This window comes from Kitasatospora sp. NPDC057738 (assembly GCF_042798815.1).
Lineage (GTDB): Bacteria > Actinomycetota > Actinomycetes > Streptomycetales > Streptomycetaceae > Kitasatospora > Kitasatospora lactacystinica.
In genome coordinates this window covers 19,886-46,080 of record NZ_JBHVJT010000017.1, presented here as the reverse complement: position 1 = coordinate 46,080, position 26,195 = coordinate 19,886, and the positions used below count along the sequence as shown (strand labels likewise).

Annotated in this window: 22 protein-coding genes and 1 tRNA gene; 7 read left to right on the top strand and 16 right to left on the bottom strand. The window is 73.4% G+C overall.

Annotated features, from left to right (window positions below; all coding sequences use genetic code 11):
- Positions 1 to 139 precede the first annotated feature (139 nt).
- Positions 140 to 1,615: a catalase gene (locus ACFVGO_RS11800; RefSeq protein ID WP_359908420.1), complete on the bottom strand. Its 1,476-nt coding sequence runs from the start codon at positions 1,613 to 1,615 to the stop codon at positions 140 to 142.
- Positions 1,616 to 1,719: 104 nt separating this feature from the next.
- On the opposite strand from ACFVGO_RS11800, the gene ACFVGO_RS11795 reads away from it, so the two are divergent.
- Positions 1,720 to 2,133 carry a Fur family transcriptional regulator gene (locus ACFVGO_RS11795; RefSeq protein ID WP_380354946.1) on the top strand — a complete coding sequence of 138 codons (414 nt, stop codon included), beginning with the start codon at positions 1,720 to 1,722 and terminating at the stop codon, positions 2,131 to 2,133.
- A 74-nt stretch (positions 2,134 to 2,207) separates the two neighbouring features.
- On the opposite strand, the gene ACFVGO_RS11790 is transcribed toward ACFVGO_RS11795, so the two are convergent.
- The 3 genes from ACFVGO_RS11790 to ACFVGO_RS11780 form a co-directional block, all read right to left on the bottom strand.
- Positions 2,208 to 4,184 carry a sel1 repeat family protein gene (locus ACFVGO_RS11790; RefSeq protein ID WP_380631449.1) on the bottom strand — a complete coding sequence of 659 codons (1,977 nt, stop codon included), beginning with the start codon at positions 4,182 to 4,184 and terminating at the stop codon, positions 2,208 to 2,210.
- A gap of 367 nt (positions 4,185 to 4,551) precedes the next feature.
- Positions 4,552 to 4,625, bottom strand: a tRNA-Met gene (locus tag ACFVGO_RS11785).
- Between the two features lie 64 nt (positions 4,626 to 4,689).
- Entirely contained in the window at positions 4,690 to 7,647 is a 2,958-nt protein-coding gene (locus tag ACFVGO_RS11780; protein ID WP_380631448.1) for a UPF0182 family protein, read from the bottom strand.
- Between the two features lie 251 nt (positions 7,648 to 7,898).
- Here ACFVGO_RS11780 and ACFVGO_RS11775 point away from each other — a divergent pair, with 251 nt between their 5' ends.
- A complete protein-coding gene (locus ACFVGO_RS11775) occupies positions 7,899 to 8,471 on the top strand; it encodes a PPA1309 family protein (protein WP_359908408.1) in 573 nt (190 codons plus the stop codon).
- 62 nt (positions 8,472 to 8,533) lie between these two features.
- On the opposite strand, the gene ACFVGO_RS11770 is transcribed toward ACFVGO_RS11775, so the two are convergent.
- The 4 genes from ACFVGO_RS11770 to ACFVGO_RS11755 form a co-directional block, all read right to left on the bottom strand.
- Positions 8,534 to 9,643 (bottom strand): PDZ domain-containing protein, encoded by a 1,110-nt coding sequence (locus ACFVGO_RS11770; protein WP_359908403.1) that lies wholly within the window; start codon positions 9,641 to 9,643, stop codon positions 8,534 to 8,536.
- Positions 9,644 to 9,685: 42 nt separating this feature from the next.
- Positions 9,686 to 9,877, bottom strand: coding sequence for a hypothetical protein (locus ACFVGO_RS11765; protein ID WP_359908400.1), 192 nt, complete (start codon positions 9,875 to 9,877; stop codon positions 9,686 to 9,688).
- Between the two features lie 212 nt (positions 9,878 to 10,089).
- Complete coding sequence (locus ACFVGO_RS11760; protein WP_359908397.1) at positions 10,090 to 10,530, bottom strand: molybdenum cofactor biosynthesis protein MoaE; 441 nt, start codon at positions 10,528 to 10,530, stop codon at positions 10,090 to 10,092.
- 146 nt (positions 10,531 to 10,676) lie between these two features.
- Entirely contained in the window at positions 10,677 to 11,825 is a 1,149-nt protein-coding gene (locus tag ACFVGO_RS11755; protein WP_359908394.1) for an NAD-dependent epimerase/dehydratase family protein, read from the bottom strand.
- A gap of 199 nt (positions 11,826 to 12,024) precedes the next feature.
- Between ACFVGO_RS11755 and ACFVGO_RS11750 the strand changes: the two genes are divergently transcribed.
- Both ACFVGO_RS11750 and ACFVGO_RS11745 read left to right on the top strand, forming a co-directional pair.
- Complete coding sequence (locus ACFVGO_RS11750; protein WP_359908391.1) at positions 12,025 to 13,545, top strand: zinc-dependent metalloprotease; 1,521 nt, start codon at positions 12,025 to 12,027, stop codon at positions 13,543 to 13,545.
- A complete protein-coding gene (locus ACFVGO_RS11745; RefSeq protein ID WP_359908388.1) occupies positions 13,542 to 14,144 on the top strand; it encodes an NUDIX hydrolase in 603 nt (200 codons plus the stop codon). The genes ACFVGO_RS11750 and ACFVGO_RS11745 overlap by 4 nt, the downstream gene beginning before the upstream one ends.
- Positions 14,145 to 14,264: 120 nt before the next feature.
- Here ACFVGO_RS11745 and ACFVGO_RS11740 read toward each other — a convergent pair whose 3' ends face one another.
- Entirely contained in the window at positions 14,265 to 14,996 is a 732-nt protein-coding gene (locus ACFVGO_RS11740; RefSeq protein WP_380631447.1) for a M48 family metallopeptidase, read from the bottom strand.
- A gap of 255 nt (positions 14,997 to 15,251) precedes the next feature.
- Here ACFVGO_RS11740 and ACFVGO_RS11735 point away from each other — a divergent pair, with 255 nt between their 5' ends.
- The gene (locus tag ACFVGO_RS11735) at positions 15,252 to 16,340 is read left to right on the top strand and encodes a ThiF family adenylyltransferase (protein ID WP_359908382.1); all 1,089 of its coding nucleotides are present in this window, start codon (positions 15,252 to 15,254) and stop codon (positions 16,338 to 16,340) included.
- A 227-nt stretch (positions 16,341 to 16,567) separates the two neighbouring features.
- Positions 16,568 to 17,950 (top strand): ABC1 kinase family protein, encoded by a 1,383-nt coding sequence (locus tag ACFVGO_RS11730; RefSeq protein ID WP_380631446.1) that lies wholly within the window; start codon positions 16,568 to 16,570, stop codon positions 17,948 to 17,950.
- Positions 17,951 to 18,070: 120 nt separating this feature from the next.
- Here ACFVGO_RS11730 and ACFVGO_RS11725 read toward each other — a convergent pair whose 3' ends face one another.
- From ACFVGO_RS11725 to ACFVGO_RS11710, 4 genes are all read right to left on the bottom strand, one after another.
- Positions 18,071 to 18,469: a hypothetical protein gene (locus ACFVGO_RS11725; RefSeq protein ID WP_380358895.1), complete on the bottom strand. Its 399-nt coding sequence runs from the start codon at positions 18,467 to 18,469 to the stop codon at positions 18,071 to 18,073.
- Entirely contained in the window at positions 18,466 to 18,834 is a 369-nt protein-coding gene (locus ACFVGO_RS11720) for a WhiB family transcriptional regulator (RefSeq protein ID WP_380358898.1), read from the bottom strand. The genes ACFVGO_RS11725 and ACFVGO_RS11720 overlap by 4 nt, the downstream gene beginning before the upstream one ends.
- 170 nt (positions 18,835 to 19,004) lie before the next feature.
- Positions 19,005 to 19,463 (bottom strand): hypothetical protein, encoded by a 459-nt coding sequence (locus ACFVGO_RS11715; protein WP_380358901.1) that lies wholly within the window; start codon positions 19,461 to 19,463, stop codon positions 19,005 to 19,007.
- A 270-nt stretch (positions 19,464 to 19,733) separates the two neighbouring features.
- Positions 19,734 to 22,001, bottom strand: a complete 2,268-nt coding sequence (locus ACFVGO_RS11710; RefSeq protein WP_380358904.1) for an ATP-dependent DNA helicase UvrD2 — start codon at positions 21,999 to 22,001, stop codon at positions 19,734 to 19,736.
- Positions 22,002 to 22,165: 164 nt separating this feature from the next.
- Between ACFVGO_RS11710 and ACFVGO_RS11705 the strand changes: the two genes are divergently transcribed.
- Positions 22,166 to 22,423 (top strand): mycoredoxin, encoded by a 258-nt coding sequence (locus ACFVGO_RS11705; RefSeq protein ID WP_030058313.1) that lies wholly within the window; start codon positions 22,166 to 22,168, stop codon positions 22,421 to 22,423.
- Between the two features lie 41 nt (positions 22,424 to 22,464).
- Here ACFVGO_RS11705 and ACFVGO_RS11700 read toward each other — a convergent pair whose 3' ends face one another.
- From ACFVGO_RS11700 to ACFVGO_RS11690, 3 genes are all read right to left on the bottom strand, one after another.
- Positions 22,465 to 23,304: a GntR family transcriptional regulator gene (locus ACFVGO_RS11700; RefSeq protein ID WP_359915373.1), complete on the bottom strand. Its 840-nt coding sequence runs from the start codon at positions 23,302 to 23,304 to the stop codon at positions 22,465 to 22,467.
- Positions 23,305 to 23,571: 267 nt separating this feature from the next.
- Positions 23,572 to 24,513 carry an NAD(+) diphosphatase gene (gene nudC / locus ACFVGO_RS11695; protein WP_359915374.1) on the bottom strand — a complete coding sequence of 314 codons (942 nt, stop codon included), beginning with the start codon at positions 24,511 to 24,513 and terminating at the stop codon, positions 23,572 to 23,574.
- A gap of 70 nt (positions 24,514 to 24,583) precedes the next feature.
- Positions 24,584 to 25,987: a dipeptidase gene (locus ACFVGO_RS11690; RefSeq protein WP_359915376.1), complete on the bottom strand. Its 1,404-nt coding sequence runs from the start codon at positions 25,985 to 25,987 to the stop codon at positions 24,584 to 24,586.
- Between the last annotated feature and the right edge of the window lie 208 nt (positions 25,988 to 26,195).

The window sequence follows — 26,195 nt, the reverse complement described above, 5'->3', positions numbered from 1 at the left end:
TCCCTCGCCTCTCTCCTCCTCCCTTTGCTGGGGCGCCACTGCCAATCCACCTTCCTTCTCCCTGGTCCTTTTCTCTTCCCCGCTGTTTGCTGTTTGCTGGTTTGTCCCCCCCCCCCCGCCGCCGTTCCCGGTCCGGTGACTACCGCTTGCGCAGCTCCCGGACCGCCGCGTCCAGCCGCTGCCCGAAGTCGGCGTCGGCCTTGCGGAAGTTGTCGACCGCCCGCTCCACGATGTCCTCGCGGTCGGCGGAGACCTTGGCGATGAAGCCCGCCAGGTTGCCGATCAGGCGCTGCTTCTCCTCCTCGGAGAACAGCCGGTACAGGTCGCCGGCCTGCACGAAGTCGTCGTCCTCGGCGTGCGAGGGCGCGGCGTGGGTGCCGGTGGGGCCGTCGACGGCGGTCGCGGCCCACAGCGGACGGCCGGTCTGCACCGGGCCGCCGAAGCTGTTCGGCTCGTAGTTCTTCTGCCGGCCGTGGCGGCCGTCGTACAGGTGGCCGTCGCGGCTGTTGGTGCGGGCCTCGGTGGCGTGCGGACGGTTCACCGGCAGGTGGTCGGCGTTGATGCCGACCCGGTAGCGGTGGGCGTCGGCGTACGCGAACAGGCGGCCCTGGAGCATCTTGTCCGGGGACGGGCCGATGCCGGGCACGAAGTGCGCCGGGGAGAACACCGACTGCTCGACCTCGGCGAAGACGTTGTCGGGGTTGCGGTTGAGCTCCAGCTTCCCGATCTCGATCGGCGGGTAGTCGGCGTGCGGCCAGACCTTGGTCAGGTCGAAGGGGTTGAAGCGGTAGTTCGCCGCGTCGGCCGCCGGCATGATCTGAACCTGCACCGTCCAGCTGGGGAACTCGCCGCGCTCGATCGACTCGCGCAGGTCGCGCTGGTGGCTGTCCGGGTCCTCGCCGGCGAGGGTGTTGGCCTCGGCCTGGGCGAGGTTGCGGATGCCCTGGTCGGTCTTGAAGTGGTACTTGACCCAGAAGTGCTCGCCGGCCTCGTTCTGCCACTGGTAGGTGTGCGAGCCGTAGCCGTTCATGTGCCGGTACGAGGCGGGGATGCCGCGGTCGCCGAACAGCCAGGTCACCTGGTGGGTGGCCTCGGGCGACAGGCCCCAGAAGTCCCAGACGTTGTCCGCCTCCTGGGAGCCGGTGTACGGGTCGCGCTTCTGGGTGTGGATGAAGTCGGGGAACTTGATGGCGTCCTTGATGAAGAACACCGGGGTGTTGTTGCCGACGAGGTCGTAGTTGCCCTCCTCGGTGTAGAACTTCAGCGCGAAGCCGCGGGGGTCGCGCACCGCGTCGGCCGCGCCGAGGTTGCCCGCCACGGTGGAGAAGCGCAGGAACGTCTCGGTCTGCTTGCCGACCTCGGAGAGGAACGCCGCCCGGGTCCAGGGCGTCACGTCGGCGGTCACGGTGAAGGTGCCGTACGCACCGGCGCCGCGGGCGTGCACCACGCGCTCCGGGATCCGCTCGCGGTTGAAGTGCGCGAGCTTCTCGAACAGCAGCTGGTCCTGGATGAGCGCCGGGCCCCCGACGCCCGCCGTCTCGGTGTTCTGGTTGTCGGCGACGGGGGCACCCGCCTCCGTGGTCAGGGTCGGGCGCTGCTCGTCCTGGATCGTCATGGGAGTGCCTCCGCGGTGTCCGGTCGTGATGACACGATCCTAACTTGGACTTTGTCCAAGTCAATACTGGAACCAATCTCGGAGCTTGACCTACTCTGGATGGCATGAGCGACCTGCTGGAGAGACTGCGCGCACGGGGCTGGCGGCTGACCTCGCAACGCCGGGTCGTGGCCGAGGTCCTGGACGGCGACCACGTGCACCTCACCGCCGACGAGGTGCACGCCCGCGCGGCGGCCCGGCTGCCGGAGATCAGCCGCGCCACCGTCTACAACACGCTCGGCGAACTCGTCACCCTCGGCGAGGTCCTGGAGGTCGCCACCGACGGCCGCGCCAAGCGCTACGACCCCAACGCGCACCGCGCCCACCAGCACCTGATCTGCTCGGGCTGCGGCGCGATCCGCGACGTCCACCCGCAGGGCGACCCGCTCGCCGCCCTCCCCGCCGCCGAGCGCTTCGGCTTCGCCGTCACCGCCGCCGAGGTCACCTACCGCGGCCTGTGCCCGAACTGCCGCCCCTGATCAGGGAGTTGCACTGATCAGGGGGTTGCGCCGACCGGCGGGACAAGCGGATCGGGAGCCGCCCGAATCGGGGGCTACGCGCTCAACTCGGCGTTCAGCGCGCCCAGCAGCCGCCCGGCCCGTTCGGCCACCTCGGCCGGCCCGGAGTCGATCGCCCGCCGGCACCAGTTCTCCGCCTGCATCGGCTCCCCGCGGCGCAGTGCCAGCAGCGCCAGCCGCAGCGCCGCCCGGCCGTGCCCGGCGTCGGCGGCCCGGGTGTACCAGAGCATCGCCTCGGCCTCGCTGTCCTGCCGGGCCAGCAGCAGCCCCAGGTTGAACGCGGCGCTGCGGCTGCCCGCCTCGGCGGCCCGCCGGTACCAGCTCTCCGCGATCTCCAGCGCCCCGCGCTCGGCCGCCCGCACGCCCATCCGCACCTGCGCCCGGCGGTGCCCGGCGTCGGCGGCCAGCGCGTACCAGTGCTCGGCCTCGGCGTCCGCGTCCCCGCGCCGGTCCAGCAGCGAGGCCAGCCGGAACGCGCCCTCGGCCGAGCCTCCGGCCGCCGCCTGCCGGTAGCGCTGCAGCGCCCCGGCCAGGTTCCCGCGCTGCTCCTGGACGACCGCGAGCTGCAGGGCCGCCTCGCCGTGCCCCTCGGCCGCGGCGCGCGCGTACCACTCCTGGGCCTGCTGCTGCTCGCCGCGCCCGGCGTGCAGCACGCCGAGGTTGAACGCGCCGTCCACGCTGCCGGCCTCGGCCGCCTTGGAGAACCAGGGCTGGGCGCCGGACTCGTCGCCGCGCTGAAGCAGCACCACGGCCAGCGCGTTGCAGGCCTCCCGGTGCCCGGCGTACGCGGCCCGCCGGTACCACTGCTCGGCCTGCTGCTCGCGGCCGGTGCCGGCGCAGAGCAGGCCCAGGTTGAAGGCGCCGTTCTGGTCGCCCGCGTCGAGTGCGGCGCGGTACCAGCGCTCGGCCGCGGCGGCCTCGCCGCGGCTCGCGTGCAGCGCGCCGAGGGCGTTGGCGGCGTTGCCGTCCCCGGCCTCGGCGGCCTCCTGCCACCACTCGGCGGCGGCCGCCACGTCCCCGGAGTCGCGCAGCAGGAAGCCCAGCGCGCAGGCCGCGCGCGGCTCCCCGTTCTGCGCGGCCTGCCGGTACCAGCGGGCCGCCTCCTCCAGCAGCGACTGGTCGGCGCGGGCGCGCTCCTCCAGCAGCACGCCCAGGCGCAGCGCGGCGCGGGCGTGGCTGCGGGCGGCGGCGGTGCGGTACCAGGTCTCGGCGGTCTCCTTGTCCCCGGCGGCCTCGCGCATCCGGGCCAGCCGGTAGGAGGCCTCCCGGTGCCCGGCGTCGGCGGAGACCTTGAACCAGCGCTCGGCGCGCACGTCCCGCCGGTGCTCCATCAGGTCGCCCAGGGCGTACGCGCCCAGCGGGTGGCCGTGGTCGGCGGCGAAGTGCAGCCAGTACTCGGCGGCCTCCTCCTCGCCCTGGTCGCGCAGTTGCAGCCCGAGCGCGTGCGCGGCCGGCGCGCTGCCGGCCACGGCGGCCTGGCGCCACCACTGGCCGGCCTCGGCGCGGTGGCCCTGCTGGTGCAGCAGCACGCCGAGGTTGTTGGCGGCGGCGCGCACCCCGGCGGCCGCGGCGGCGCGCAGGTAGGACTCGGCGTCCTCCAGTTCGCCGCGGCGCAGCAGCAGGGTGCCGAGCCGGCAGGCGGCGTCCGGGTCGCCGCCGTCGGCGGCCTGCCGGTGGCGGGCCTCCAGCGCGGCGGACTCGCGGGCGGCGAGGGCGGTCTCGAAGCTGGTCGAGTCGAGGCCGGCCGGGTCGAGCGCGGCGCCGGCGGCCGGCTCCCCGCCGGGCTGTTCGCCGTACGCGCCGACGGCGGCGGCGAACTGACGGGTCGACACGTGGACCAGGCTGTCGGGTCCGCAGCCGGGGGCCGGGGAACGCTCGGACAGTCCGCTGGTGCGCTGGGCCGGCAGGGCTCCGGGGTGGGCGGCGGTGCTCTCGGGGCTCTCCGCCCAGGCGTCGGTGTCCGCCTCGACGGCCGCCGCGGACTTGGCGCCTGACTTGCCGATCAGCCTCATGCCGACTCCCGCTCCCCCAGAGTGTCGCGGCATCGTGCCCCGGCGTGCGACCGGGAGGACTCCCGGGGGAGGCGCCGGACCCGACGGCCGGTCAGCGGCCGTGCACCGTCCCCCATGTGTCCCATCGTCGCATCACCCAGTACCCGCGTACACCTGCCCCGGCCGAATTCCGGCGGGGCTGACCCGAAGCCGACGAAATTGCTTCGGCGCTTTGTCGATTTCCCGACACTCCAACCCCACAAACCCCGCTGCCGTCGTCCTTGGCGACGGTCGATACTACCGGAGCGGTTCCCGCCGCTTCCGGGCGAGAACGGAACGGGAAACACCAGAGGCCCGGAGGAAGAATCCTCCGGGCCTCTGGCCTTTGTAGCGGGGACAGGATTTGAACCTGCGACCTCTGGGTTATGAGCCCAGCGAGCTACCGAGCTGCTCCACCCCGCGTCGGTGGTTGAACCATAGCACGGTCGCGGGGTGGAACGGAAAACGGTTGCCGCAGCTCAGCGGGCTACGGCTGCGGGCTGGGCGATCCGCCGCCGGTGGCCCCCGGGGCGGGAGTGCCGCCCGGGGCGGGCGCCGGGCTGCCGCCGCGGGCCGCCTCGGCGGCCTTCAGCGCGTCGCCGAGCGCCTTCTGGGCGTTGCCGTAGGCCACCCAGTCGCCGTTCTTGAACGCGGTCTGGCTGTCGTTGTACGCCTTCCCCGCGTCCGAGAGCGCCTTCTGGAGCTCCGGCGAGATCGTCCCGCCCGGCGCCGGCGCGGTGGGCGTCGTCGGGTTGGTCGGGGTCGTCCCGGTGCCCGGGTTGGACGGCACGGTCGGGGTGGTCGACGGGGGCGTCCCGCCGAACACCTTCTTCAGCGCGGCCTCCAGGGTGTCCTCGAACGCCACGTTGTCGTCCCCGTACACCGCCAGGACCTTCTGCATCGTCGGGTACTTGGCACCGCGTCCGCGCACGTACACCGGCTCGATGTTGAGCAGTCCGCCGCCGACCGGCAGGGTCAGCAGGTTGCCGTACTCCAGCTCGGCGTCCCCGCCGCTCTTCAGCGCGAAGATCTGGTTGGCCACCTCCTGGCGGGAGTTGAACTTCGACTGCACCAGGCCGGGGCCGGGGGCGCCGCTCTCGCCCGTCATCTTCAGGATGCGGATCTTCCCGTAGTCGTCCCCCGGGTCCGCGTTGACGGCCATGAAGGCCGCCAGGTTGGGCCGCTGGTTGGGCACGAAGGTGCTGGTGAGCGAGAAGCTCGCGGTGCTGGTGTCCGGCATCCGCACCGTCACGTAGTACGGCGGCTGGACCTGCTTGGTGTCGCTGGTCGGGTCCACCGGGACCTGCCAGATGTCACTGCCGTTGAAGAAGGAGTTGGCGTCGGTGACGTGGTACTGGCCGAGCAGGTCGCGCTGCACCTTGAACATGTCCTGCGGGTAGCGCAGGTGCGGCAGCAGGCCCTGCGGGATGTCCGCCTTGGGCTCGACGGTGCCGGGGAAGGCCTTCATCCAGGTCTTCAGGACCGGGTCCTTGTCGTCCCACTGGTAGAGCTTCACCTCGCCGGTGTAGGCGTCCACCGTGGCCTTGACCGAGTTGCGGATGTAGTTGACCTGGTTGGCGACGGTCAGCAGCTCACCGCGCTGGTTGGTCAGCGAGTCCTTGGTGGCGGCGCCCAGCGTCGTCTTCGAGGAGAACGGGAAGCCGTCCGAGGTGGTGTAGCCGTCCAGCACCCAGAGCACCCGGCCGTCCTGCACCACCGGGTACGGGTCGGCGTCGATCGACAGCCACGGCGCGACCTTCTCCACCCGCTCCTTGGGCGTCCGGTTGTAGATCACCTTGGCGCCGTCGGTGATCGCCCCCGCGTAGAGGATCTGCGGCTCGCTGAAGCGCACCGCGTACGCGGCCCGGGTCAGCGGGTTGTCCAGCGAGACCCCGCTGCCGCCGGAGTAGGTGTACTCGGCGTTCTGGCCGGTCTTGGGATCGGTGTAGTCGATCTCCTTGTTGGCGCCGCCGACGATCGAGTAGGTGGTGGTCTTCTCGCCGTAGTAGATCCGCTGCTGGTAGTCGCCCAGCGTGCCGGTGGCCGGCAGGCCCGACTCGGTGAACACCGGCTGGCCCTTGTCGTCGACCTGGTTGCCCTTGGCGGCCACCGCGCCGTAGCCGTGGGTGTACTTGAAGTGGTCGTTGATCCAGTTGCGCTGCACGCCGTTGAGGTCGAGCTCGCGCAGGCCGATCACGCTGTCCTGCTTGCCCTGCCCGGTGCCGTAGCGGTCCACGTCCAGCGTGCTCGGGAAGGCGTAGTAGTTGCGCTGCTGCTCCAGCGACTGGAACGTCGGCGAGACGACGTTCGGGTCCAGCAGCCGGATGTCCGCGACGGTCTGCGCGTCCGGCTTGAGCGCGTCGGCGTTGGTGGTGCCCTGCGGGGTGTACTGGGTGGTCTGCGCGTCCGCGATGCCGTACGCCTGGCGGGTGGCGTCGATGTTCTTCTGGATGTACGGCGTCTCCTTGGCCTGCTCGTTCGGCTTGACCTGGAACTGCTGCACGATCGCCGGGTACAGCCCGCCGATCAGCACCGCCGACAGCACCATCAGCCCCAGGCCGATCAGGGCCGGGGCCCAGGTGCGGCGGATCGGGGTCAGGAAGAACAGCACCGCGCAGATGATCGCGACGAAGAACAGGATGGTCTTGGCCGGCAGGAACGCGTTGGCGTCCACGTAGCGCAGGCCGGTCCAGCCCGAGACGCCCTTGTACGAGCCGGTCTTCACCGCCAGCGCGTACCGGTCCAGCCAGTACGCGACGGCCTTCAGCAGCACGAACACGCCCAGCAGCACCGCCAGGTGCCCCTGCGCGCCCACGCTCGCCCGGCGGCCCGGGCCCTGCAGCCGCAGCCCGCCGTACAGGTAGTGCACCAGCGCCGAGGTCAGCAGCGAGACGATCACCGCGCTGAACGCGAAGCCCAGCACGAACTCGTAGAACGGCAGGTCGAAGGCGTAGAAAGAGACGTCCATGCCGAACTGCGAGTCCTTCTCACCGAAGGAGGTCGAGTTCGTCCACATCAGCCAGGTCCGCCACTGCCCGGAGGCGGCGGCGCCGGCCACCAGGCCGATCACCAGCGAGATGCCGATCAGCGCCCAGCGCTTGAACGGCGCCAGGCCGGCCCGGTAGCGGTCCAGGCTCTGCTGCTCCACCGACATCGCCGACAGCGGCGGCCGCAGCCGGTGCGCCAGCCAGATGTTGAAGCCGACGATCACCGCCATCAGCAGCCCGAACACCGCGAACAGGCCGGTCTTCGTCCACAGCTGGGTGGTGAACACCGAGGAGAAGTGGACCGACTTGAACCACAGCCAGTCCGTCCAGAAGCCCGCGAACATGACGAACAGCAGGAAGAACACCGCGAGCACGCCCAGGGTCAGCAGGGCCACCCGCGCTCGCCGGGAGGGCGGGCCTACCCTGCGCCGGAAACCCGGCTCTGAGCGTTCGGGCATCTGGAAGACCACGGTGGCACCTCGGCTGTGTCGTCTGAATGGGTCGGTCGTCAGAGAAACTTAACCAGGCTTTGGTCGAGTTCCCACCGTTAGCAGACGGTTACGACGCCGGTCCGCCCCCGGCCGTCCCGGCCGCGGTTCCGGCGGCCCTCCGGGCGGCCCCCGCGGCGGTCGTCGCGGCGCCCCTGCCGACGGCTCCCGCGGCGGACCGCCCGGCGAGCGGGCCCCGCCCGGCGTGTGAGGATTGAGTCATGTCCGACGCGTCTGATCTGAACAACTCCCCCGACGACGTCTCCAAGCTCCCGGCCGCCACCCCGCTGACCCGGGCCGCGCTGGAGATCGACGAGTACGCATCCACCCTCGGCTGGGACCTCCCGGCCCGGCTGTTCGCCCTGGTGGACAGCGCCGCCCTGCGCAAGGCCAACCCGAAGATCGCCAAGCAGCTCGGCCTCGCCGAGGGCGACGAGGCCGGCCTGACCCCGATCGAGCAGGACGAGCTGCCGGCCGGCATGGAGCTCGACAAGTTCCTCGGCACCATCGCCTGGCCCGACTCGGTGGCCGGCTGCGCCCTGGTCGTCGAGCGCATGATGCTGCCCCCGGGCGCCGAGCAGTCCCGCCCCCGGGGCGCCAGCGACGCCCAGCTCGCCGAGTGGGTGGCCAACCACCCCAAGCGCGAGGAGGTGCGGATCACCGCCGCGGTGCTGCGCGGCGGCAAGAAGGAGATCGCCCTGCGGCTGCGTTCCAAGGACGTCGCCCGCGAGGTGCTGACCGGCCCCGACCTGGTGCCGGGCCTGACCGAGGCACTGCTGGCGACCTTCGCCTGACGCCTTCCCCGCCGGCTCTCCCGGCGGCCGCCCGGCGCCCGCCGGGCGGTCGGCCGGGCCTGTCAGCCGGCGGAGCAGGACGGCAGCGCGGAGGTCTGCCCGGAGCGGACCTGCTCCAGCGACTTCAGCGCGCCGTCCAGCGTGTCCGCCTTGATCAGGGTCAGCCCGGACGGCACGTTCTTGGTCGCCTCGGCGCAGTTCGAGGACGGGGTGAAGAAGTACTCGGCCCCGGCGTCCCGGGCGGCGATCAGCTTCATCGAGATGCCGCCGATCGGGCCGACCTTGCCGTCGTCGTCGATGGTCCCGGTGCCGGCCACGAACTTGCCGCCGGTGAGGTCGCCGCCGGGGGTGAGCTTGTCGATGATGCCGAGCGAGAACATCAGGCCGGCGCTCGGGCCGCCCACGTCCTGCAGGCCGATGTCGATCTGGAACGGGTAGGTGTGCCGCATCCCGGTGCCGATGCCCACCACCGCGAGCTCCGCCCGCTCGGCGGAGGCGTTCGGGTCGAGGTCCTTGGCCCGGACGGTCGGGACGGTGACGTCGGTCTTCCCGCCCTGCGTGGCGGCGCCGTTCGCGTCCTTGACCCGCGGCACGACGGTGAAGACCACCGACTCGCCCGGCTTGTGCTTGGTGACGGCCGCGACCACCTGCTCGACCGAGCCGACCGGCGTGCCGTCCACCGCCACGATCTGGTCCCCCGCGTGCAGCCGGCCCTCGGCCGGGGCGCCCGCGGTGACCGACTTCACGATGAACTCGCTGCCCACCGGGATGCCCAGCTGCTTGAGCGCCGCGGTGCGCGCGCTGTCCTCGGAGGAGGCGAACTCCTCGGCGTTCTGCTTCTTGGCCTCCGCGTCCGACTGCCCCTTGGGGTAGACGTTGTCGTGCGGCACCACCAGCACGTCGTCCCGCAGCCAGCCGACCACCGCGTTGACCAGGCTGGGCTCGTACTTGGCCCCGGTGACCTGGACGGTGGTCATGTTGAGGTGGCCGCTCGTCGGGTACGAGTCGTGCCCGCTGATGCTGATCACCGGCTTGCCGCCCTGGTTGCCGAGCGTGTTGTACGTCGGCCCCGGGCTCATCTCCGTGTACGGCACCTTCATCAGCACCGAGACGCAGAGCAGCGCTATGAGCAGCAGGGTGGCAGCGAGCATCGTCGCGGAGCGGCGTGGCATGCCACGACAGTACGGGACGCGCCCGAAGCGGCGCCCGCCGGGCTACCTGCCGGAGCCCTCGCCGGGGGCGGCCGCGCCGGCGGTGGTGCGTTCCATGGCGGCCATGAAACGGCGGTGCTCGGCCAGTGAGGCCGGGTCCCCGGTGGCCCGCGGCGCCCGCTGGGCCCACACCGCCCAGAGGGCGGCGACCAGGACCGCGACCACCGGAATGATCAACCAGGCGAGCGCACCCATGTCAGTACTCCCAGCTCGTCGTGTCTATGAGCAGATTAACCACTCCGGCGGACAACGCGGCCGGCGCCATCCGGGTCACGGGACGGCCGATCGGCTCACTTCCAGGGAGTATTCGGAGCGCCGTCACGGACCCGTTGGAGTGAGACCTCGGCGCGCCTGCCCCGACCGACGCACGAGGTGTGCCGATCGGTTCCGTCGCACCGGTCCCGCTCTCAGCAGCCGCCGGCGCCGACCCACTCCTCCCCGCCGTCGGAGAAGACCTGGTGCTTCCAGATCGGCACCTCGTGCTTGAGGTCGTCGATCAGCCGACGGGCGGCCGCGAAGGCCTCGCCGCGGTGGGCACAGGAGACGGCGACGATCACGGCCTTGTCCGTGATCTCCAGCCGGCCCACCCGGTGGACCGCGGCGAGCGCCCGGACCGGGAAGTCGGCGGCCACCTTCTCGGCGATCCGGCGCATCTCCTGCTCGGCGGTGGGGTGGCAGCTGTACTCCAGCGCGGAGACCGACTTGCCGCCGTCGTGGTCCCGGACCGTCCCGACGAAGACGGTGGTGCCGCCGGCCGCGTCGTCGCCGACCGCCTCGTACACCTCGTCCAGCGAGAGCGGGGTGTCGCGGATGGCGAGCAGGCGGATGGGGTCGTGGTTCTCGGACATGACCCCATGATTCCCCATCCGGGACGGGACGGGGCAAGTACTTTCCGCATCACGACGCCGGAATTTCGCATCGTGAGAAGCGCGTGCCGCCCAGCGCCCGCCCCCCGTTTACGGCAGGACGGAACCGGCCGACCCGGGCCGACCGGTCAGAACCGCCGCCGCTTGCGGGCCCGGCGCACCAGCGCCGCCGTACCCACCAGCGCCACCGTCGCCCCGGCCGCCCCCAGGCTGGTCGCCGCCTCCTTGCCGCCCAGCCGGCGACCGGCCACCGCGTGCTTGCCGGACACCTGCTCCAGCAGCTCGGCCAGCACCTGCTCGTTGGTGTGCGCCGGACGCCAGCCCGCCTCGTGCAGCCGGCTGCCGGACACCACCCACGGGTACATCGTGTACGCCAGGTCCCCGGCCGGGGCCGGGGTCAGACCGAGCCGGTGCAGCCGCGCCGCCGTACCGAGCGCCAGCGAGGCCGGCAGCTCCATCCGCCGGATCCCGGACAGCCGCTCCACGTCCTCCTGCTCCAGCCAGCCGTCGCAGCCGACCGTCACCTCGCCCTCGACCAGGCCCAGCGCCGCGTACTCCAGCGCCGCCGCCAGGTCGTCCACGTGGCAGAACTGCCAGCACGGGCGGGAGCCCGCCACCACCAGCAGCCGGGGCGCCTCGAAGTGCCGGGTCAGCACGGTGTCCACGCCGGGGCCCACCACCACGGCCGGGCGCAGCACCGTCACCTGGAGGCCCGGGTGGGCGCGCGGCGCCCGGCGGGCCAGCCGCTCGATCTCCAGCAGGTCCCCGACCAGCGAGGCCTCCTCGGTGGCCCGCAGCTCGGAGTCCTCCGCCAGCGGCACCTCGTTGTCGGCCAGCGCGCCGTAGACCATCGCCGAGGTGCACAGCACCACCCGGTGGACGCCGGCGGCCGCGGCCGCGGTCAGCACCGTCTGGGCGCCGCGCACGTTGTAGGCGCTGCGGGCCCGGGCGTCGGACTCCATGCCGAAGTCCATCGCCAGGTGCACCACCACGTCGACCCCGGCCAGCCGCTCGGCCACCGCCGGGTCGCGGACGTCGAGCACCCGCCACTGCACGCCCGGCACCTCCCCCCGCCGGTCGTCCACGGCGAGGACCTTCCGGACGTGCGGGGAGGCCACCAGCCGGGCGGCGACCCGCTCGCCCAGCACCCCCGCGGCGCCGGTGACCGCCACGGTCAGCGGCCGTCCGCCGTAGGCTGGAGACGGCGACGCCGTGGTGTCCGACGCGTCCTCTCCTCCGGTCAGCCCAGAGCGAACGTCCGAGGGCGGGGAACTCACCGGCCATCCTCCACGGTTAGCTTTATGTGCGTACGGACGTGTGTCACGTACGTCCATCCTGCCCGAGGCGAAGGCCCGGCGGTGCACCCGGCGCGGGCCTGCCGCGCGGGAGCCGCCCCCGAGTCCCCCACTCCGCCGCCGCCCCGGGCGCAGACTTTTCCGCCACACCCGCATGACGGCCGACCGGATCGAGGACCCCGTGAGCGACCTTCCCTTCGGATTCGGCGTTCCGCCCGAGGAGCCCGAGGACGGCAAGGCCAAGCCCGACGACGCGCAGAAGAACGAGAAGAAGGACCAGGAGCAGTCCGGCGGCGGTCCGCAGCCGTTCGGCTTCGGCGGCGGCAACCCCTTCGGCGCGATGTTCGGCATGCCCGGCGCCCCGGGCGGCGCCGGAGCCGACAACCCCTTCGCCGCGATGTTCGGCGGCATGAACCCGGGTGACCTCGGCGCCGCCTTCCAGCAGCTCGGCCAGATGCTCTCGTTCGAGGGCGGCCCGGTGAACTGGGACCTCGCCACGAACATCGCCCGCCAGACCGTGGTCGCCGAGCCCGCCGAGGGCAAGAGCAAGGACCGCTCGGTCAGCGCGGCCGAGCGCTCCGCCGTCGCCGAGGCCGTCCGCCTGGCCGACCTGTGGCTCGACGGCTCCACCGAGTTCCCCTCCGGGGCCGGCACCGCCGTCGCCTGGAGCCGCGCCGAGTGGATCGAGGCCACCCTCCCGGTCTGGAAGGACCTGGTGGACCCGGTCGCCGAACGGGTCGGCAACGCCATGGGCGGCGTGCTGCCCGAGGAGATGCAGGCCATGGCCGGCCCGCTGATGGGCGTGATGCGCTCGATGGGCGGCGCCATGTTCGGCACCCAGATCGGCCAGGCGCTCGGCGCGCTCGCCGGCGAGGTGGTCGGCTCCTCCGACGTCGGCCTGCCGCTCGCCCCGGCCGGCAAGGCCGCGCTGCTGCCGCAGAACGTCGCCGAGTTCGGCGAGGGCCTGAACGTGCCCGCCGACGAGGTCCGGCTCTACCTCGCCCTGCGCGAAGCCGCCCACCAGCGGCTCTTCGCCCACGTGCCGTGGCTGCGGGCCCACCTGCTGGGCGCCGTCGAGGCCTACGCGCGCGGCATCAAGGTCGACACCTCCCGGATGGAGGAACTGGTCGGCCAGCTCGACCCGAGCAACCCGGAGGCGCTGCAGGAGGCGCTGGCCGGCGGTCTGCTCCAGCCCGAGGACACCCCGGAGCAGAAGGCCGCGCTCGCCCGCCTGGAGACCGCGCTCGCGCTGGTCGAGGGCTGGGTCGACGCCGTCGTGCACGCCGCCGCCGAGCCGCACCTGCCGCAGGCCGGCGCGCTGCGCGAGACCGTCCGCCGCCGCCGCGCGGCCGGCGGGCCCGCCGAGCAGACCTTCGCCACCCTGGTCGGCCTGGAGCTGCGTCCGCGCCGGCTGCGCGACGCCTCCCGGCTCTGGGCGCTGCTCGCCGACGCCCGCGGCATCGAGGGCCGCGACGCGCTCTGGGAGCACCCGGACATGCTGCCCACCGCCGCCGACCTGGACGACCCGGACGCCTTCGTGCACCGGGGCTCCGCCGACGACCTGGAGGGCGGCATCGACTTCGACGCCTTCGACAAGCTGCTCGGCGATGCCGCGGCCGGCAAGCCCGACCTCACCAAGAAGGACGAGCGGCCGGGAACCGACGAGGACGGCACCGACGGAAAGGGCGAGCCCACCGCATGACGGCGACCGAGACGCCCGCCACCGGGACGCCCGGCACCGGACTGCACGCGGACGCCGTCCGCGCGCTGACCGGGTGGCGGCCCGCCGACGAGGACCAGGAGCGGCTGCGGCTGGACTACCTGGAGCACCTGGCCGAGCAGCCCGAGGGCCTGTACCGCTCCTGCCTGCCCGCGCACATCACCGCGAGCGCGGCGGTCGTCGACCCGGCCGCCGGGCGGGTGCTGCTCACCCTGCACCCCAAGGTCGGCATGTGGCTCCAGATGGGCGGGCACTGCGAGCCCGGCGACCGCGACCTCGCCTCGGCCGCGCTGCGCGAGGCCGTCGAGGAGTCCGGCATCCCCGACCTGGTGCTGCTGGAGAGCGACGGCGCCCCGGTGCCGGCCAAGCTGGACCGGCACCTGGTCCGCTGCACCGGCAAGGACCGGCCGGAGAACACCCACCTGGACGTCCAGTACATCGCGCTGGCCCCGGCCGGCGCGCAGGCGCTGATCAGCGAGGAGTCGCTGGACCTGCGCTGGTTCGACTACGACCGGCTGCCGGAGCTCACCGACCACTCGGTGCGCGACCTGGTGGCCCGGGCGCGGCAGCTGACCGGCTGAGGTGCGGCACCGGAAGGGGGCGCGGAGCCTATTGACCCGCGCCCCCTTCCGTCGTTCCTCCGGTCGGACCGACCGGGCTCCGGCCGGGTGCGCACCCTCCCCGCCCGCGCCGCCGCGGCCTCAGCCGCAGGAGGAGTCCGGCCCGGACGGATCCGGGGCCGCGTGCCGAGCGCCGGGGATGTGCGGCAGCCGGGCGGCGGAGACCACGCCCTCCAGGTAGCCGCGGGCCCGCTCGGTCCGCGGGTAGGACTCCAGCAGGGCCCAGAACGCCGGGCCGTGGTCCGGCACCAGCAGGTGCGCCAGCTCGTGCAGCAGCACGTAGTCCAGCACGTACTCCGGCATGCCCTGGAGCCGGTGGGAGAGGCGGATCGTCCCCTCGCTGGGGGTGCAGGAGCCCCAGCGGGAATTCTGGTTGGTGACCCAGCGGACCTGGCTGGGCCGGGCGCGACCGTCCAGGTAGGCGCCCGACAGCTCGCGGGCCCGGGTCATCAGGGCCTCGTCACCGGGGGTCCGCCGGGACTCCTGGGCGGCGAGCTTCTCCAGCATCTGCGCGACCCAGCGCTGCTCCTCGGCGTGCGACATCCGGGCCGGGATCAGCACCACGGTGCGGTCGCCCTCGCGGTAGGCGGAGACCGTACGGCTGCGGCGGGCGCTGCGGCGCACCTCGACCCGGCCGCGCTCGTGCGCCTCGGGGGCCGCCGCGCCGGAGGGCGGCGGCTGCGGTGGAGCCGGCCTCGGCTGCTGCCGCTGGTCGGGGCGCCCGCGTGTGTTCGGCGCCGCGACCTGCGACCCGGACGCTGCGCGGGCACGCCGACGCGACGCCGGTGGATGGGAGTCCCGCTCGGCTGCCATGGCACACGACGTTACCCGGTACCACGGACAGAAGTCCGCTGCCGTGGCCGGAATCTTTCATGGAGTGATCGGGAACGAAAAGTCGACGGCGGGTGTCCGGAAACCGACGCCGGAGGGGATGGCCGGTTATCCACAGGGCTCGCGAACGGATGGTGCGATCATGCGCGCGGCCCTGTGGACAACCTTCCGCACGACGTCGGCGCGATGGGGCAAGCTGCGGTCGGCCGTCCGGAAACGATCGGAAGGGAGATCGTCGTGCGCCTCGCCCTCAAACCCGCGCTGTCCCGCAGCTGGCGGGACCCGCAGACCCTGCAGTTCGGCACCGTCACCCGCTTCGCCGGGGTGCTCGGCAACGCCGACAAGACCCTCTGCGACTTCCTCGCGCTGCTCGACGGGACAAGGGAGCGACCGGAGCTCCTGACCGAGGGCGAACGCATCGGGCTCGGCCGCGAACCGGCCGACACCCTGCTCACCGGCCTGGAGGAGACCGGCCTGCTGGACGACGCGGAGGCCGACCGCCGCGCCCTGGCCCGCTTCCCCCCGCAGCAGCGGGACCTGCTCGGCCCCGACCTCGCCTCGCTCTCCCTGGTCCACTCCGGCCCGGGCGCCGCACCGGCGGTCCTCGGCCGCCGGGCCGACGCGCGGATCGAGGTGCGCGGCGCGGGCCGGGTGGGCGCCGCCGTGGCGGCGGTGCTCGCGGCGGGCGGCACCGGCACGGTCACGGTCGCGGACCGCGGCCGGGTGAGGCCGGAGGACTGCTCCCCCGCCGGGCTGCCGCCCGGGGACGTCGGACGGCTGCGCTCGACGGCGGCCCGGGAGGCGGTGCAGCGGGCCACCGGCCGGCCGCCGGCGCCCCTGCCCCGGCGCCGCACCGGGGAGCCGCCACCGGACTTCGTGGTCCTCGCGCCGCGGGACGGCAGCGCCGCCTTCGCCGGCGGGACGTACGAGGCCCGACTGCTGCTGCGGGCCGGGGTGCCGCACCTCTACGTGGGCGTGGTCGAGGAGTTCGGCGTCGTCGGACCGCTGGTGATCCCCGGGGTGTCCGCCTGCGGGCACTGCCTGGTGCTGCGCCGGGAGGACGAGGACGCCGCCTGGCCCCGGGTCCTGGCCCAGCTCGCCGACGGAGGCCCCGGACGGGCCCGGACCCCGGCCTGCGACACGGCGCTGGCGACGGCGGTCGCCGGGCTGGCGGCGCTGCACGTCCAGGTGTTCCTGGACGGCGGTCGGCCGCCGAGCGTGGACGGCTGGTGCGAGGTCTCGGCCGGGGACGGCATGCCGAGGCGCCTGCGGCTGCGCGGGCACCCCGACTGCGGCTGCCTGTGGCAGCCGCTGCCGCCGGGATGAGGAGCCCCGGAGGAAGCAGTCCGGCCCCGCGCGGGAAGTCGGCCGAGCCGACTTCCGGCGCGGAACCACCGGCCCCCACCGGACCAAGCCACCCAACTCCCCGCAAAGCGAGGGCACTCCCGGCCCCGCCCCACGGAATTCCGAGGGGCACGCAGCAGGGAGCGGGCACAATGGCGTAGAGATGGTCGGCCGCCCGGAACCGGGGGGCCGGGGAATGGAGGCCCGGGGTGAGCGATCTTCCGCGCAAGGCAATGACCCGCACGGCACGGCTCGCCGCCCTGCCGCTGGGGATAGCCGGCCGCGCCACGCTCGGCCTGGGCAAGCGGATCGGCGGCCGCTCCGCCGAGGTCGTCACCGCCGAGCTCCAACAGGCCACCGCGGACCAGCTGTTCAAGGTCCTCGGCGAACTCAAGGGCGGGGCGATGAAGTTCGGGCAGGTGCTGTCCGTCTTCGAGGCAGCGCTGCCGGAGGAGGTGGCCGGGCCGTACCGGGCGGCGCTCACCAAGCTCCAGGACGCCGCTCCCCCGATGCCCGCCGCCAAGGTGCACGCCGCGCTCGCCCAGCGGCTCGGCGACTCCTGGCGCGAGCTGTTCCTGGAGTTCGACGACCGGCCCTCGGCCGCCGCCTCGATCGGCCAGGTGCACAAGGCGGTCTGGCACGACGGCCGCACGGTCGCCGTCAAGGTGCAGTACCCGGGCGCGGGCGACGCCCTGCTCGCGGACCTCTCGCAGCTGAGCCGGGTGGCCTGGCTGCTGGGACCGCTGATCCCCGGGCTGGACATCAAGCCGCTGATCACCGAGCTGCGCGAGCGCGTCTCGGAGGAGCTGGACTACGAGCTGGAGGCGCAGGCCCAGCGCCGGCACGCCGAGGAGTTCACGGACGACCCGGACATCGTGGTGCCGGGCGTGGTGGCCCAGGCCGACCAGGTACTGGTCACCGAGTGGATGGGCGGCACCCCGCTGGCCGAGGTGATCACGGGCGGCACCCAGGAGGAGCGCGACCGCGCCGGGCAGCTGCTGGCCCGGTTCCTGTTCGCGGGCCCGTCCCGGACGGGACTGCTGCACGCGGACCCGCACCCGGGCAACTTCCGGCTGCTGAAGGACGACGGCCCGGTGTCGGGCTGGCGGCTGGGCGTGCTGGACTTCGGCACCGTGGACCGGCTGCCCGGCGGGCTGCCCGCGCCGATCGGGGCCTCGCTGCGGATGGCGTTGGCCGGGGACGCGGCCGGGGTGCTCCGGATGCTGCGCGAGGAGGGTTTCGTGAAGCCCTCGATCCGGCTGGATCCGGACGCGGTGCTGGACTACCTGCTGCCGATCATCGAGCCGGCCGCGGTGGAGAACTTCCACTTCACCCGGACCTGGATGCGCTCCCAGGCGGCCCGGATCGCCGATCCGCGCTCGCCCGCCTACAACCTGGGCAAGCAGCTGAACCTGCCGCCCGCGTACCTGCTGATCCACCGGGTGACGCTGAGCACCATCGGGGTGCTCTGCCAGCTGGGCGCCAAGGCGCCGTTCCGCGCCGAGATGCTGGCGTGGCTGCCCGAGTTCGCCGGGCACCCGTCGGCAGGGCCCGCCGATCCCGCCGCGCCCGCCCGGGTCCGCGAGGACTGACCCCGGCTCCGCGACAACGGCCGCAGGCCGCTCCCCGACGACGGGGAGCGGCCTGCGGCACGACGGGGGTGGACCGGAGTCCGGGAGGGGCCTGTCGAGGACGGCCCCGGGCCGAAGGCCCTACATCAGTGCGACGGCGAGCGCCTTGCGGGCCCGCATCGAGGCCCGCTCGGCCCGCTGCCTGAGCCTGCGGGCCCGGGCGACCCGGTTGACGAGCCGTTGGTTCTCGGCCTCGTGCAGCCTGTCTTGCATATGGGCACGGGCCAGGGATTCGTGGAGGAGTTGCATTTCGAGGATCCTGTTCTGGGTCTGACGTTCGGTGGCCTGCTCGGCGCGGGCGGTGGGATCGACGGCGGCGGGGTTCATGTGGTGGTCCTGCTCGTGGTGCTTGCTCGGGAACGGGATGCGGGCTGCGGCGTCGGCCTTGGCGGCGGCGATCCGCACGGATCGGCGGAGGGCGCTGTCCAGCGGGGGCTGCTCTCCCCGGCGGACGACCCTGGCGCCGTGGGCGGGGTTCACGCCATGACCTCGGTCTTGCGCGGACGGCCACGGGGACGCTTGCGGGCCACGACGACGCCCTGGACGAACAGCTCGCCACCCCAGACGCCCCACGGCTCGCGCCGCTCCAGGGCGCCGGCCAGGCAGGCCTCCTTCACCGGGCAGGTGCCGCAGAGGGACTTCGCGTACTCGACGTCGGCCGGCGTCTCGGCGAAGAAGACCTCGGGGTCGAAGGCGCGGCAGGGGATGGGGAGACCGAGGGACTCGGCCTGCTCGATCGAGCTGAGCTGCATGGAAGGAACCTCCGGGGGGTCGGCCTGGTCGGCCTGGGTGATCTGGCTTGTCGGCGGTACGGACGGGGTGGGCGGTGTGATGACCGTGGACACTGTGGGCGTCTTCCTCGTCTTTTCTCAGTGGTTCCGGCCCAGGTGACTGGTGGTGCTGGGCCGGAGGCCCCGGAGGGCCTGGGTGGTCTTGCGTACCGGACAAAACAGAAGGGCCGCGGATCCCGGTGTGACGGGTTCCGCGGCCCTGGAGGTGCCGACCTGAGGCTGGCTCAGGTTCGTTCTCTCCAGGGTTCAGGGCCGCGGAAGGCCCACATCCGGACGGCCTCGGCGCCGGTGAAGGCGGCCATGGCCTGGTTAATCTGCTGCTCGTTCTGCTTCTGGGCGTTTTCGGCACCGATGACCTGCGCATAGCCGCCATGCATGGCGGCGGCTACGGCCGCCTTCGGTGCCTGGGTCGGTCGCTCGTCGCGCAGGGAGCACGGCGTGCCGAACGAGGCCCAGCCCCGGGACAGACCGGTCTCGACAGTGGTGCCGTCGACGCTCCTGCTGCCCGTGAGGCACAGATCAGTGTGTCCAGGACCACTGACAACGGGGGCGACGGAGACACCGGTGGTGTCGAGACCCAGACCGGTTCCACCGAGCTCGGCGAGCGCCCGCAGACGGGCGGCACGCAGGGAGGCAGCGACAACGGTCTGGCCAGTCATTTTGGTGATCATGATGTTTCCCACTGTCTTCGCCTCCTCTCGGCGTCTCGCGGAGCCTGGTCTCCCTGGCTCCGAATGTTCGGATGTCTGTCTCGGTAAAGCTGTGGTGAAGCTCTCGGGCGAGGGGCGTCGGCACAGGTTTCACCCCGTGCGACCGCGTCCCCTTGACCGCTCCGGCAGGCTATTGCGCTCCCGGTACGCGGCGCAAACTATTTTTCACGCGAGTTCTTCGGCACGTCACACAACGGGTTCCGAAACCCTCGGAGCGGCCTCCTGGGCCACGCCCGGACCGGCTCAGGCCGGATCGTCCGAACCGCCGTCCTCGACGTCGTCCGGGTCCTCCTCGGGCTCCTCCCCCGCACACAACGAGAGCACGGCCGCCCCGTACTTGTCCAGCTTCAGGGCGCCGACCCCGGAGATGGCGGCCAGCTCCCCGCGGCCGGCGGGCACGTCCTCGGCGATCGCCATCAGCGTGGCGTCGGTGAACACCACGTAGGCCGGCGCGCCCTGCTTCTTCGCCTGCCGGGCCCGCCACTCGCGCAGCCGCTCGTAAAGCCCCTCGTCCATCGTGGACGGGCAGCTCTCGCAGCGGCGCAGCTTGCGCTCGACGGCCTCGGTGAGCACCTTGTCGCAGACCCGGCACTTGACCGGTCCGCGGACCCGCCGCGCGGCGGAGCGCTCGCCGGGCTCGACGCCCCCTCGCCCGCCGCGCGCGCCGGTGCGCGCGCCGGGAGCGGTGGAGCCGGGGCGCAGCCCGTCCAGGAAACGGCTGGGCTTGCGGCTCGCCCGGCCGCCCGGGGAGCGGGAGAGCGCCCAGGAGAGGCTGAGGTGCTTGCGGGCGCGGGTGACGCCGACGTAGAGGAGGCGGCGCTCCTCCTCGACCTGCTCGTCGGTCTTGGCGTAGATGATCGGCAGGGTGCCCTCGGTGAGGCCGACCAGGAAGACGGCGTCCCATTCGAGGCCCTTGGCGGCGTGCAGCGAGGCGAGCGTGACGCCCTCGACGGCCGGGGCGTGCTGGGCCGCGGCGCGGGCGTCCAGCTCGGCGACGTAGGCCGAGAGGTCGGTGCCCTGGCCTGCCTCGGTGCGGGTGCGCTCGAACTCCTCGGCCAGCCGGACGAGGGCGGCCAGCGACTCCCAGCGGTCCCGGACGGCGCCGGAGCCGGCCGGGGGCTCGGCGGTGAAGCCGCGGGTGGCCAGCACCGCGCGGACCTGGCCGGCCAGGTCCGGGGCGTCGTCGGTGAGCGGGTCGGAGGCGGCCCGGGCGGCGCCGCGCAGCAGCACGCCGGCGTCCCGGACCTCGGGGCGTTCGAAGAACCGTTCCGCGCCCTTGAGCTGGTAGGGGACGTTGAGGTCGGCGAGGGCCTGCTCGTAGACCTCGGACTGGCCGTTGGTGCGGAACAGCACCGCGATCTCGCTGGCGCGCACGCCGGCGGCGAGCAGCTCCTTGATCCGGCGGGCGGTGGTCTCGGCCTCGGTGGGCTCGTCCTCGTACTCGGTGTAGACCGGTTCGGGGCCGGCCTCGCGCTGGGAGACGAGCTCCAGGCGGTGCCGGGCGGCCTCGCCGCGGGCCTGGGAGAGCAGCCCGTTGGCGAGGTGGACGACCTGGGGGGTGGAGCGGTAGTCGCGGACCAGCTTGACCACCGTCGCCCCGGGGTGCCGGTTGCGGAAGTTGAGCAGGTAGTCGGGCGTGGCGCCGGTGAAGGAGTAGATGGTCTGGCTGGCGTCGCCGACGACGCAGAGGCTGGCGCCGCCGTCCGGGCCGGTCCACCGGTCGAGCAGGCGCTGCTGGAGCGGGGAGACGTCCTGGTACTCGTCGACGGTGAAGTGCCGGTACTGGGAGCGGACCTGCTCGGCGATGTCCGGGCGGTCCTCCAGGATCGCGGCGGTGAGCAGCAGGACGTCCTCGAAGTCCATGCTGCCGCGGCGGCTCTTGGCCTCCTCGTAGACGCGGTAGACCTGGGCGGTCTCGGCCGGGTCGCGGGGGGCCTCGCGGCCGGACTTGGCGACGGCCACCGGGTAGTCCTCGGGGGCGATCTGGGTGACCTTGGCCCATTCGATCTCGGCGGTGAGGTCGCGCAGTTCGGTGCGCTGGACGCGCAGGCCGCAGCGGCCGGCCGCCTCGGCCACCAGCTGGACCTTGCGCTCCAGGAGCTGGGGCACGGGGCCGCCGACGGCGCGCGGCCAGAAGTACTGGAGCTGGCGCAGCGCGGCGGCGTGGAAGGTGCGGGCCTGGACGCCCTCGGCGCCGAGCTGGCGCAGCCGGCCGCGCATCTCGCCGGCCGCGCGGGCGGTGAAGGTCACGGCGAGGACCTGCTGGGGGTGGTAGACGCCGCTGCTCACGCCGTAGGCGATCCGGTGGGTGATGGCGCGGGTCTTGCCGGTGCCGGCGCCGGCCAGGACGCAGACCGGGCCCTGCAGGGCGGTGGCGACGGCGCGCTGCTCGGGGTCGAGCCCGGCGAGCACGGCGTCCGGGCCCGTCGCGGCGCCGGGGTCGGCCCAGGGGGAGCCGTGGGGGCCGTCGTAGGGGCTGCCGCTCAAGAGGTCTTCCTGCATGCGTTCCATCCTCTCAGCCCGGTGGGACATCGCGGAGGGGGTTGTCCACAGGCCCGGTGCGATCGCAGGATGATCGCTCCGTACGACGGTCGACGCCATACCGGAATGCCCGCCGCCCGGTGGACGTTGCCTCCGGAGACCGTACGCACCTCTCTTTCGAAGGAGCCCCCTCGATGTCCGGCACCGTGACGATGTACAGCACGACCTGGTGTGGGTACTGCAACCGACTCAAGAGCCAGCTGGAGCGCGAAGGCATCGGCTACACCGAGATCAACATCGAGGAGGACCCGGCGTCGGCGTCCTTCGTCGAGTCGGTGAACAACGGCAACCAGACCGTTCCGACGGTGCTGGTGACGCCGGCCGGCGGCGGCGAGCGGGTCGTCATGACGAACCCGAGCCTGCTGCAGGTCAAGAAGGCCCTGGCGGCCTGAGGCCGCCGGGTCCGGCCCGGGCCGCCGGGGGCCGGCGCGCGTCACGGCGCGTCGGCCCGGGCCGGGTCGACGGGCGCGGCGGGGGCCGGCAGGGTGGTGCGGGCGCCGAGGTCGCCGACGCCGTAGACGAGCCTGCTGCGGTCGGCCGAGTAGCGGGTCTCGATGACCCGGACGGGCCCGCGCCGGTCGTAGGTGACGCGGGTCTGCACCATCAGCGGCACCCCGGGGCCGCCCTGGAACCACTGGGCCTCCTCGGGGCCGGGCATCCGCGCGACCAGGTGGTCCACGGCGCCGATCTCGGTGCGTCCGAGGGTGGCGAGCACCGCCTCGTCGCCGCCCTCGACGGGGTCGGGCTCCATCAGCGGGGTGCCGGCGGCGAGGCCGGCCCGGTAGTGGCTCTCCTCGATGGAGTACGGCTCGCGGTCGAGCAGCCGCAGCTGGCGGCGGACCACGATGGCCTCGCCGGGGCGCAGTCCGAGCCGTTCGGCGATGTCCACCCGGGCCCGGACGATCATCATCTCGAAGTCGGTGCCGAGCTCCCGTCCGGCCTCGGCGGCCTCGCCGAGGTAGACGGCGGAGGGCGCGGCGAGGCAGTCGCGCGGCGCGGGGGTCAGGCCGGGCCCGTAGGCGCGGTGGTCCAGGACGGGGTGTTCGCGCAGGTAGGTGCCCTTGCCCTGGAGGCGGACCAGGCGGCCCTCGTTGACCAGGACGTCGACGGCGAGCCGGACGGTGTTGCGGGCGACGCCGTACTGGCGCTCCAGTTCGCTCTCGACCGGCAGGGCCGCGTCGGCGGTGAACTCGCCCTCGGCGATCCGGCGGCGCAGGTCGGCGGCGAGGCGCTGGTATTTGGGGGATTGGGCGGTGCCCCGGGGGATTGTCACCCTCGTGAATGTAGCGAGCACGGCGAGCCGGTTTCAGCCGTTTCCGGCAATATCGTCCGCGCGGGTTGACTTCGGAGCCCTGCGAGCCCCTCCCGGTAGCAGAACTGGCCCGTCCGGATACGAACAGCTGGTCGTGGCGAATTCGGGAAGGGATTGCGGAGTAAAAGGGGGGCGCGCAGAATTCTCCACGCGCCCCCTTGGTCCGGGCACCATTCGGGCGGGCCGCTTTCGGGCCGACCGCTTCGTACGGACCGTTTTACCGCAGGGCTACCAGCGCGCCGCCGAGGGCAGCGGCTCCCCGTACCAGAGCTCGACCAGGTGCCGGGCGATCGAGATGCCGGACGGCGGCAGGATCTCGCCCGCCTCCATCCCGGCCCGCAGCTCCTCGCGGGAGAACCAGCGCGCCTCGGCCAGTTCCTCGCCGTCCACGGTGATCTCGGTGCCGCCGGGCAGCGCCCGGCCCAGGAAGCCGAGCATCAGGCTGGACGGGAACGGCCAGGGCTGGCTGGCGACGTAGCGCACCTCGCCGACCCGCACGCCCGCCTCCTCCTGCACCTCGCGGGCCACCGCCTGCTCGATCGACTCCCCCGGCTCGACGAAGCCGGCCAGCGTGGACCAGCGGCCCTCCGGCCACAGCGCCTGGCGGCCAAGCAGGCAGCGGTCCTGCTCGTCGGTGATCACCATGATCACCGCCGGGTCGGTGCGCGGGTAGTGCTCGGCCGCGCAGGAGGTGCAGCGCCGCACGTGCCCGGCGCCGGCCTTCTCGGTCGGGTGCCCGCAGCGCGAGCAGAAGCTGTGCAGCCGGTGCCAGTGCTCCAGCGCCACCGCGTGCACCAGCAGCCCGGCGTCCCGGTCGGACAGCAGCCCGCCGACCTCGCGCAGCCCGGCCGGGCGGGCGTCGCCGTCCAGGCGCCCGGGCAGGCTCTCGCCGGCCAGCGCGAAGTACGAGACGCCGTCCTCGTCGGTGCCCAGGAAGTACCGGTCGCCGGTCTGCGGCGCCTCGAAGGAGGGCATCAGCACGAGTTCGGTGCCCTGCGCGGTGTCGACCACGAAGGCCTCGCCGCCCGCGATCGGCAGGACCCGGGTGCTCGGGTGGCTCCAGGCCGCCGCCAGCCAGGGCTCGTCGAGGCGGTGCTCGGCCGCCCGGTCCACCCCGGACCGGGCCAGTGCCAGGTGCAACGGGCGCTCGGTCTCAGGCACGGTGCTCACGTCTGTTCCATCCCCACGTGGTGAATCATCCGGATGAGTGATCTGGCTGCCATGGTGCTCGAACCCGGGGTCATGCCCCCGGCCGGAAGTTCTCCGCCAGGTCGCCCCAGAGGTACGCGGCCGTCTCCACGCCCTTGGCCAGCAGGTCCAGCTCGACCTTCTCGTTGACCGAGTGCCAGCCGTCCGAGGGCACCGAGATGCCGAGGAACAGCACCGGCGCGCCCAGCACGTCCTGGAGGTCGGCGGCGGGGCCGGAACCGCCCTCGCGGGTGAAGAGGATCTTCTGGCCGAAGGCCCGCCCCATCGCCCGGACGGTGGACCGGAGCGCCGGGTGGTCCAGCGGGGTCAGGCAGGGCCGGGTCGCGCCCGGGAAGACCAGTTCGTACCGGACGCCCGCGGGCACCCGCTCGGCCACCCAGGCCCGCACCGCCTCGCGGACCTTCTCCACCTCCTGTCCGGCGACCAGCCGGAAGGACAGCTTGAGGTGCGCCGAGGCGGGGACGATGGTCTTGCCGCCGGGGCCGGTGTAGCCGCCCCAGATGCCGTTGACCTCGGCGGTCGGGCGGGCCCAGATCCGCTCCAGGGTGGAGTAGCCGGCCTCGCCGCGGGTGCCGTACGACTTGGCGACCCGCAGCCACTGCTCCTCGTCGAAGGGCAGCTCGGCGAACAGCTCGCGCTCGGTATCGGTCAGTTCGACGACGCCGTCGTAGAAGCCCGGGATCGCGACCCTGCGGTCGGCGTCGTGCAGGCCGGCGGCCAGCTCCGCCGCGACCTGGGCCGGGTTGGGGACCGCGCCGCCGAAGGAGCCGGAGTGGATGTCGGTGTCCGGCCCGTACAGGTCGATCTGGGCGTCGGCCAGGCCGCGCATGCCGGTGCAGACGGTCGGCGTGGTCGCGGACCACATGCCGGTGTCCGAGATGACCACCACGTCGGCGGCCAGCCGCCCGGCCTCGCGCCGGACCAGCTCGGCGAAGTTCGGCGAGCCGGACTCCTCCTCGCCCTCGATCAGCAGCTTGAGGTTGACGGCTGGCGCGGTGCGGCCGGTGGCGGCCAGGTGGGCGCGCACGCCCAGGGTGTGGAAGAACACCTGGCCCTTGTCGTCGGCGGCGCCGCGCGCGTACAGCCGGCCGTCGACCACGGTCGGGGTGAACGGCTCGGTCTCCCAGCCGTCCTCCCGCGCCGCGGGCTGCACGTCGTGGTGCCCGTAGACCAGGACGGTCGGCGCGGACGGGTCCCCGGAGGGCCACTCGGCGAACACCGCGGGCAGGCCTTCGGTCTCCCACACCTCGGTCACCGGGAAGCCGGTCTCGCCGAGCTTGGCGGCCAGCCACTCGGCCGATCGCCGCACGTCGCCGGCCCGGTCCGGATCGGCCGAGACCGAGGGGATGGCCAGCCACTCGGCGAGGTCGGCGAGGAAGGCGGCCTGGTGCCGGTCGATGTAGGAGCGGACGGCGCTGTCCGGGGTTCTCGTCATACCGACGACTGTAGTTCGCCCGTGCGGGTGCCCGCCCCGGCCGTCCGGCTGCCGGGCGCCGTCCGGGCTGTAACCTCCGTCACCCCCGCCGCGACGAGGACGCGGACGGGGGTGACACGGACGGGGGCGGGGCGGGCGGGCGCGGGGGGGGTGGGATAGGGCGGGGTACGAAGAGGGAATGAGGGGCGGGAAGCGGCCAAGCACACCC

What these genes read in the sequence shown, in the direction of transcription:
- ACFVGO_RS11800 (WP_359908420.1), bottom strand. Translation starts at nt 1,615, where the DNA reads ATGACGATCCAGGACGAGCAGCGCCCGACCCTGACCACGGAGGCGGGT.
- ACFVGO_RS11795 (WP_380354946.1), top strand. Translation starts at nt 1,720, where the DNA reads ATGAGCGACCTGCTGGAGAGACTGCGCGCACGGGGCTGGCGGCTGACC.
- ACFVGO_RS11790 (WP_380631449.1), bottom strand. Translation starts at nt 4,184, where the DNA reads ATGAGGCTGATCGGCAAGTCAGGCGCCAAGTCCGCGGCGGCCGTCGAG.
- ACFVGO_RS11780 (WP_380631448.1), bottom strand. Translation starts at nt 7,647, where the DNA reads ATGCCCGAACGCTCAGAGCCGGGTTTCCGGCGCAGGGTAGGCCCGCCC.
- ACFVGO_RS11775 (WP_359908408.1), top strand. Translation starts at nt 7,899, where the DNA reads ATGTCCGACGCGTCTGATCTGAACAACTCCCCCGACGACGTCTCCAAG.
- ACFVGO_RS11770 (WP_359908403.1), bottom strand. Translation starts at nt 9,643, where the DNA reads ATGCCACGCCGCTCCGCGACGATGCTCGCTGCCACCCTGCTGCTCATA.
- ACFVGO_RS11765 (WP_359908400.1), bottom strand. Translation starts at nt 9,877, where the DNA reads ATGGGTGCGCTCGCCTGGTTGATCATTCCGGTGGTCGCGGTCCTGGTC.
- ACFVGO_RS11760 (WP_359908397.1), bottom strand. Translation starts at nt 10,530, where the DNA reads ATGTCCGAGAACCACGACCCCATCCGCCTGCTCGCCATCCGCGACACC.
- ACFVGO_RS11745 (WP_359908388.1), top strand. Translation starts at nt 13,542, where the DNA reads ATGACGGCGACCGAGACGCCCGCCACCGGGACGCCCGGCACCGGACTG.
- ACFVGO_RS11740 (WP_380631447.1), bottom strand. Translation starts at nt 14,996, where the DNA reads ATGGCAGCCGAGCGGGACTCCCATCCACCGGCGTCGCGTCGGCGTGCC.
- ACFVGO_RS11710 (WP_380358904.1), bottom strand. Translation starts at nt 22,001, where the DNA reads ATGGAACGCATGCAGGAAGACCTCTTGAGCGGCAGCCCCTACGACGGC.
- ACFVGO_RS11705 (WP_030058313.1), top strand. Translation starts at nt 22,166, where the DNA reads ATGTCCGGCACCGTGACGATGTACAGCACGACCTGGTGTGGGTACTGC.
- ACFVGO_RS11690 (WP_359915376.1), bottom strand. Translation starts at nt 25,987, where the DNA reads ATGACGAGAACCCCGGACAGCGCCGTCCGCTCCTACATCGACCGGCAC.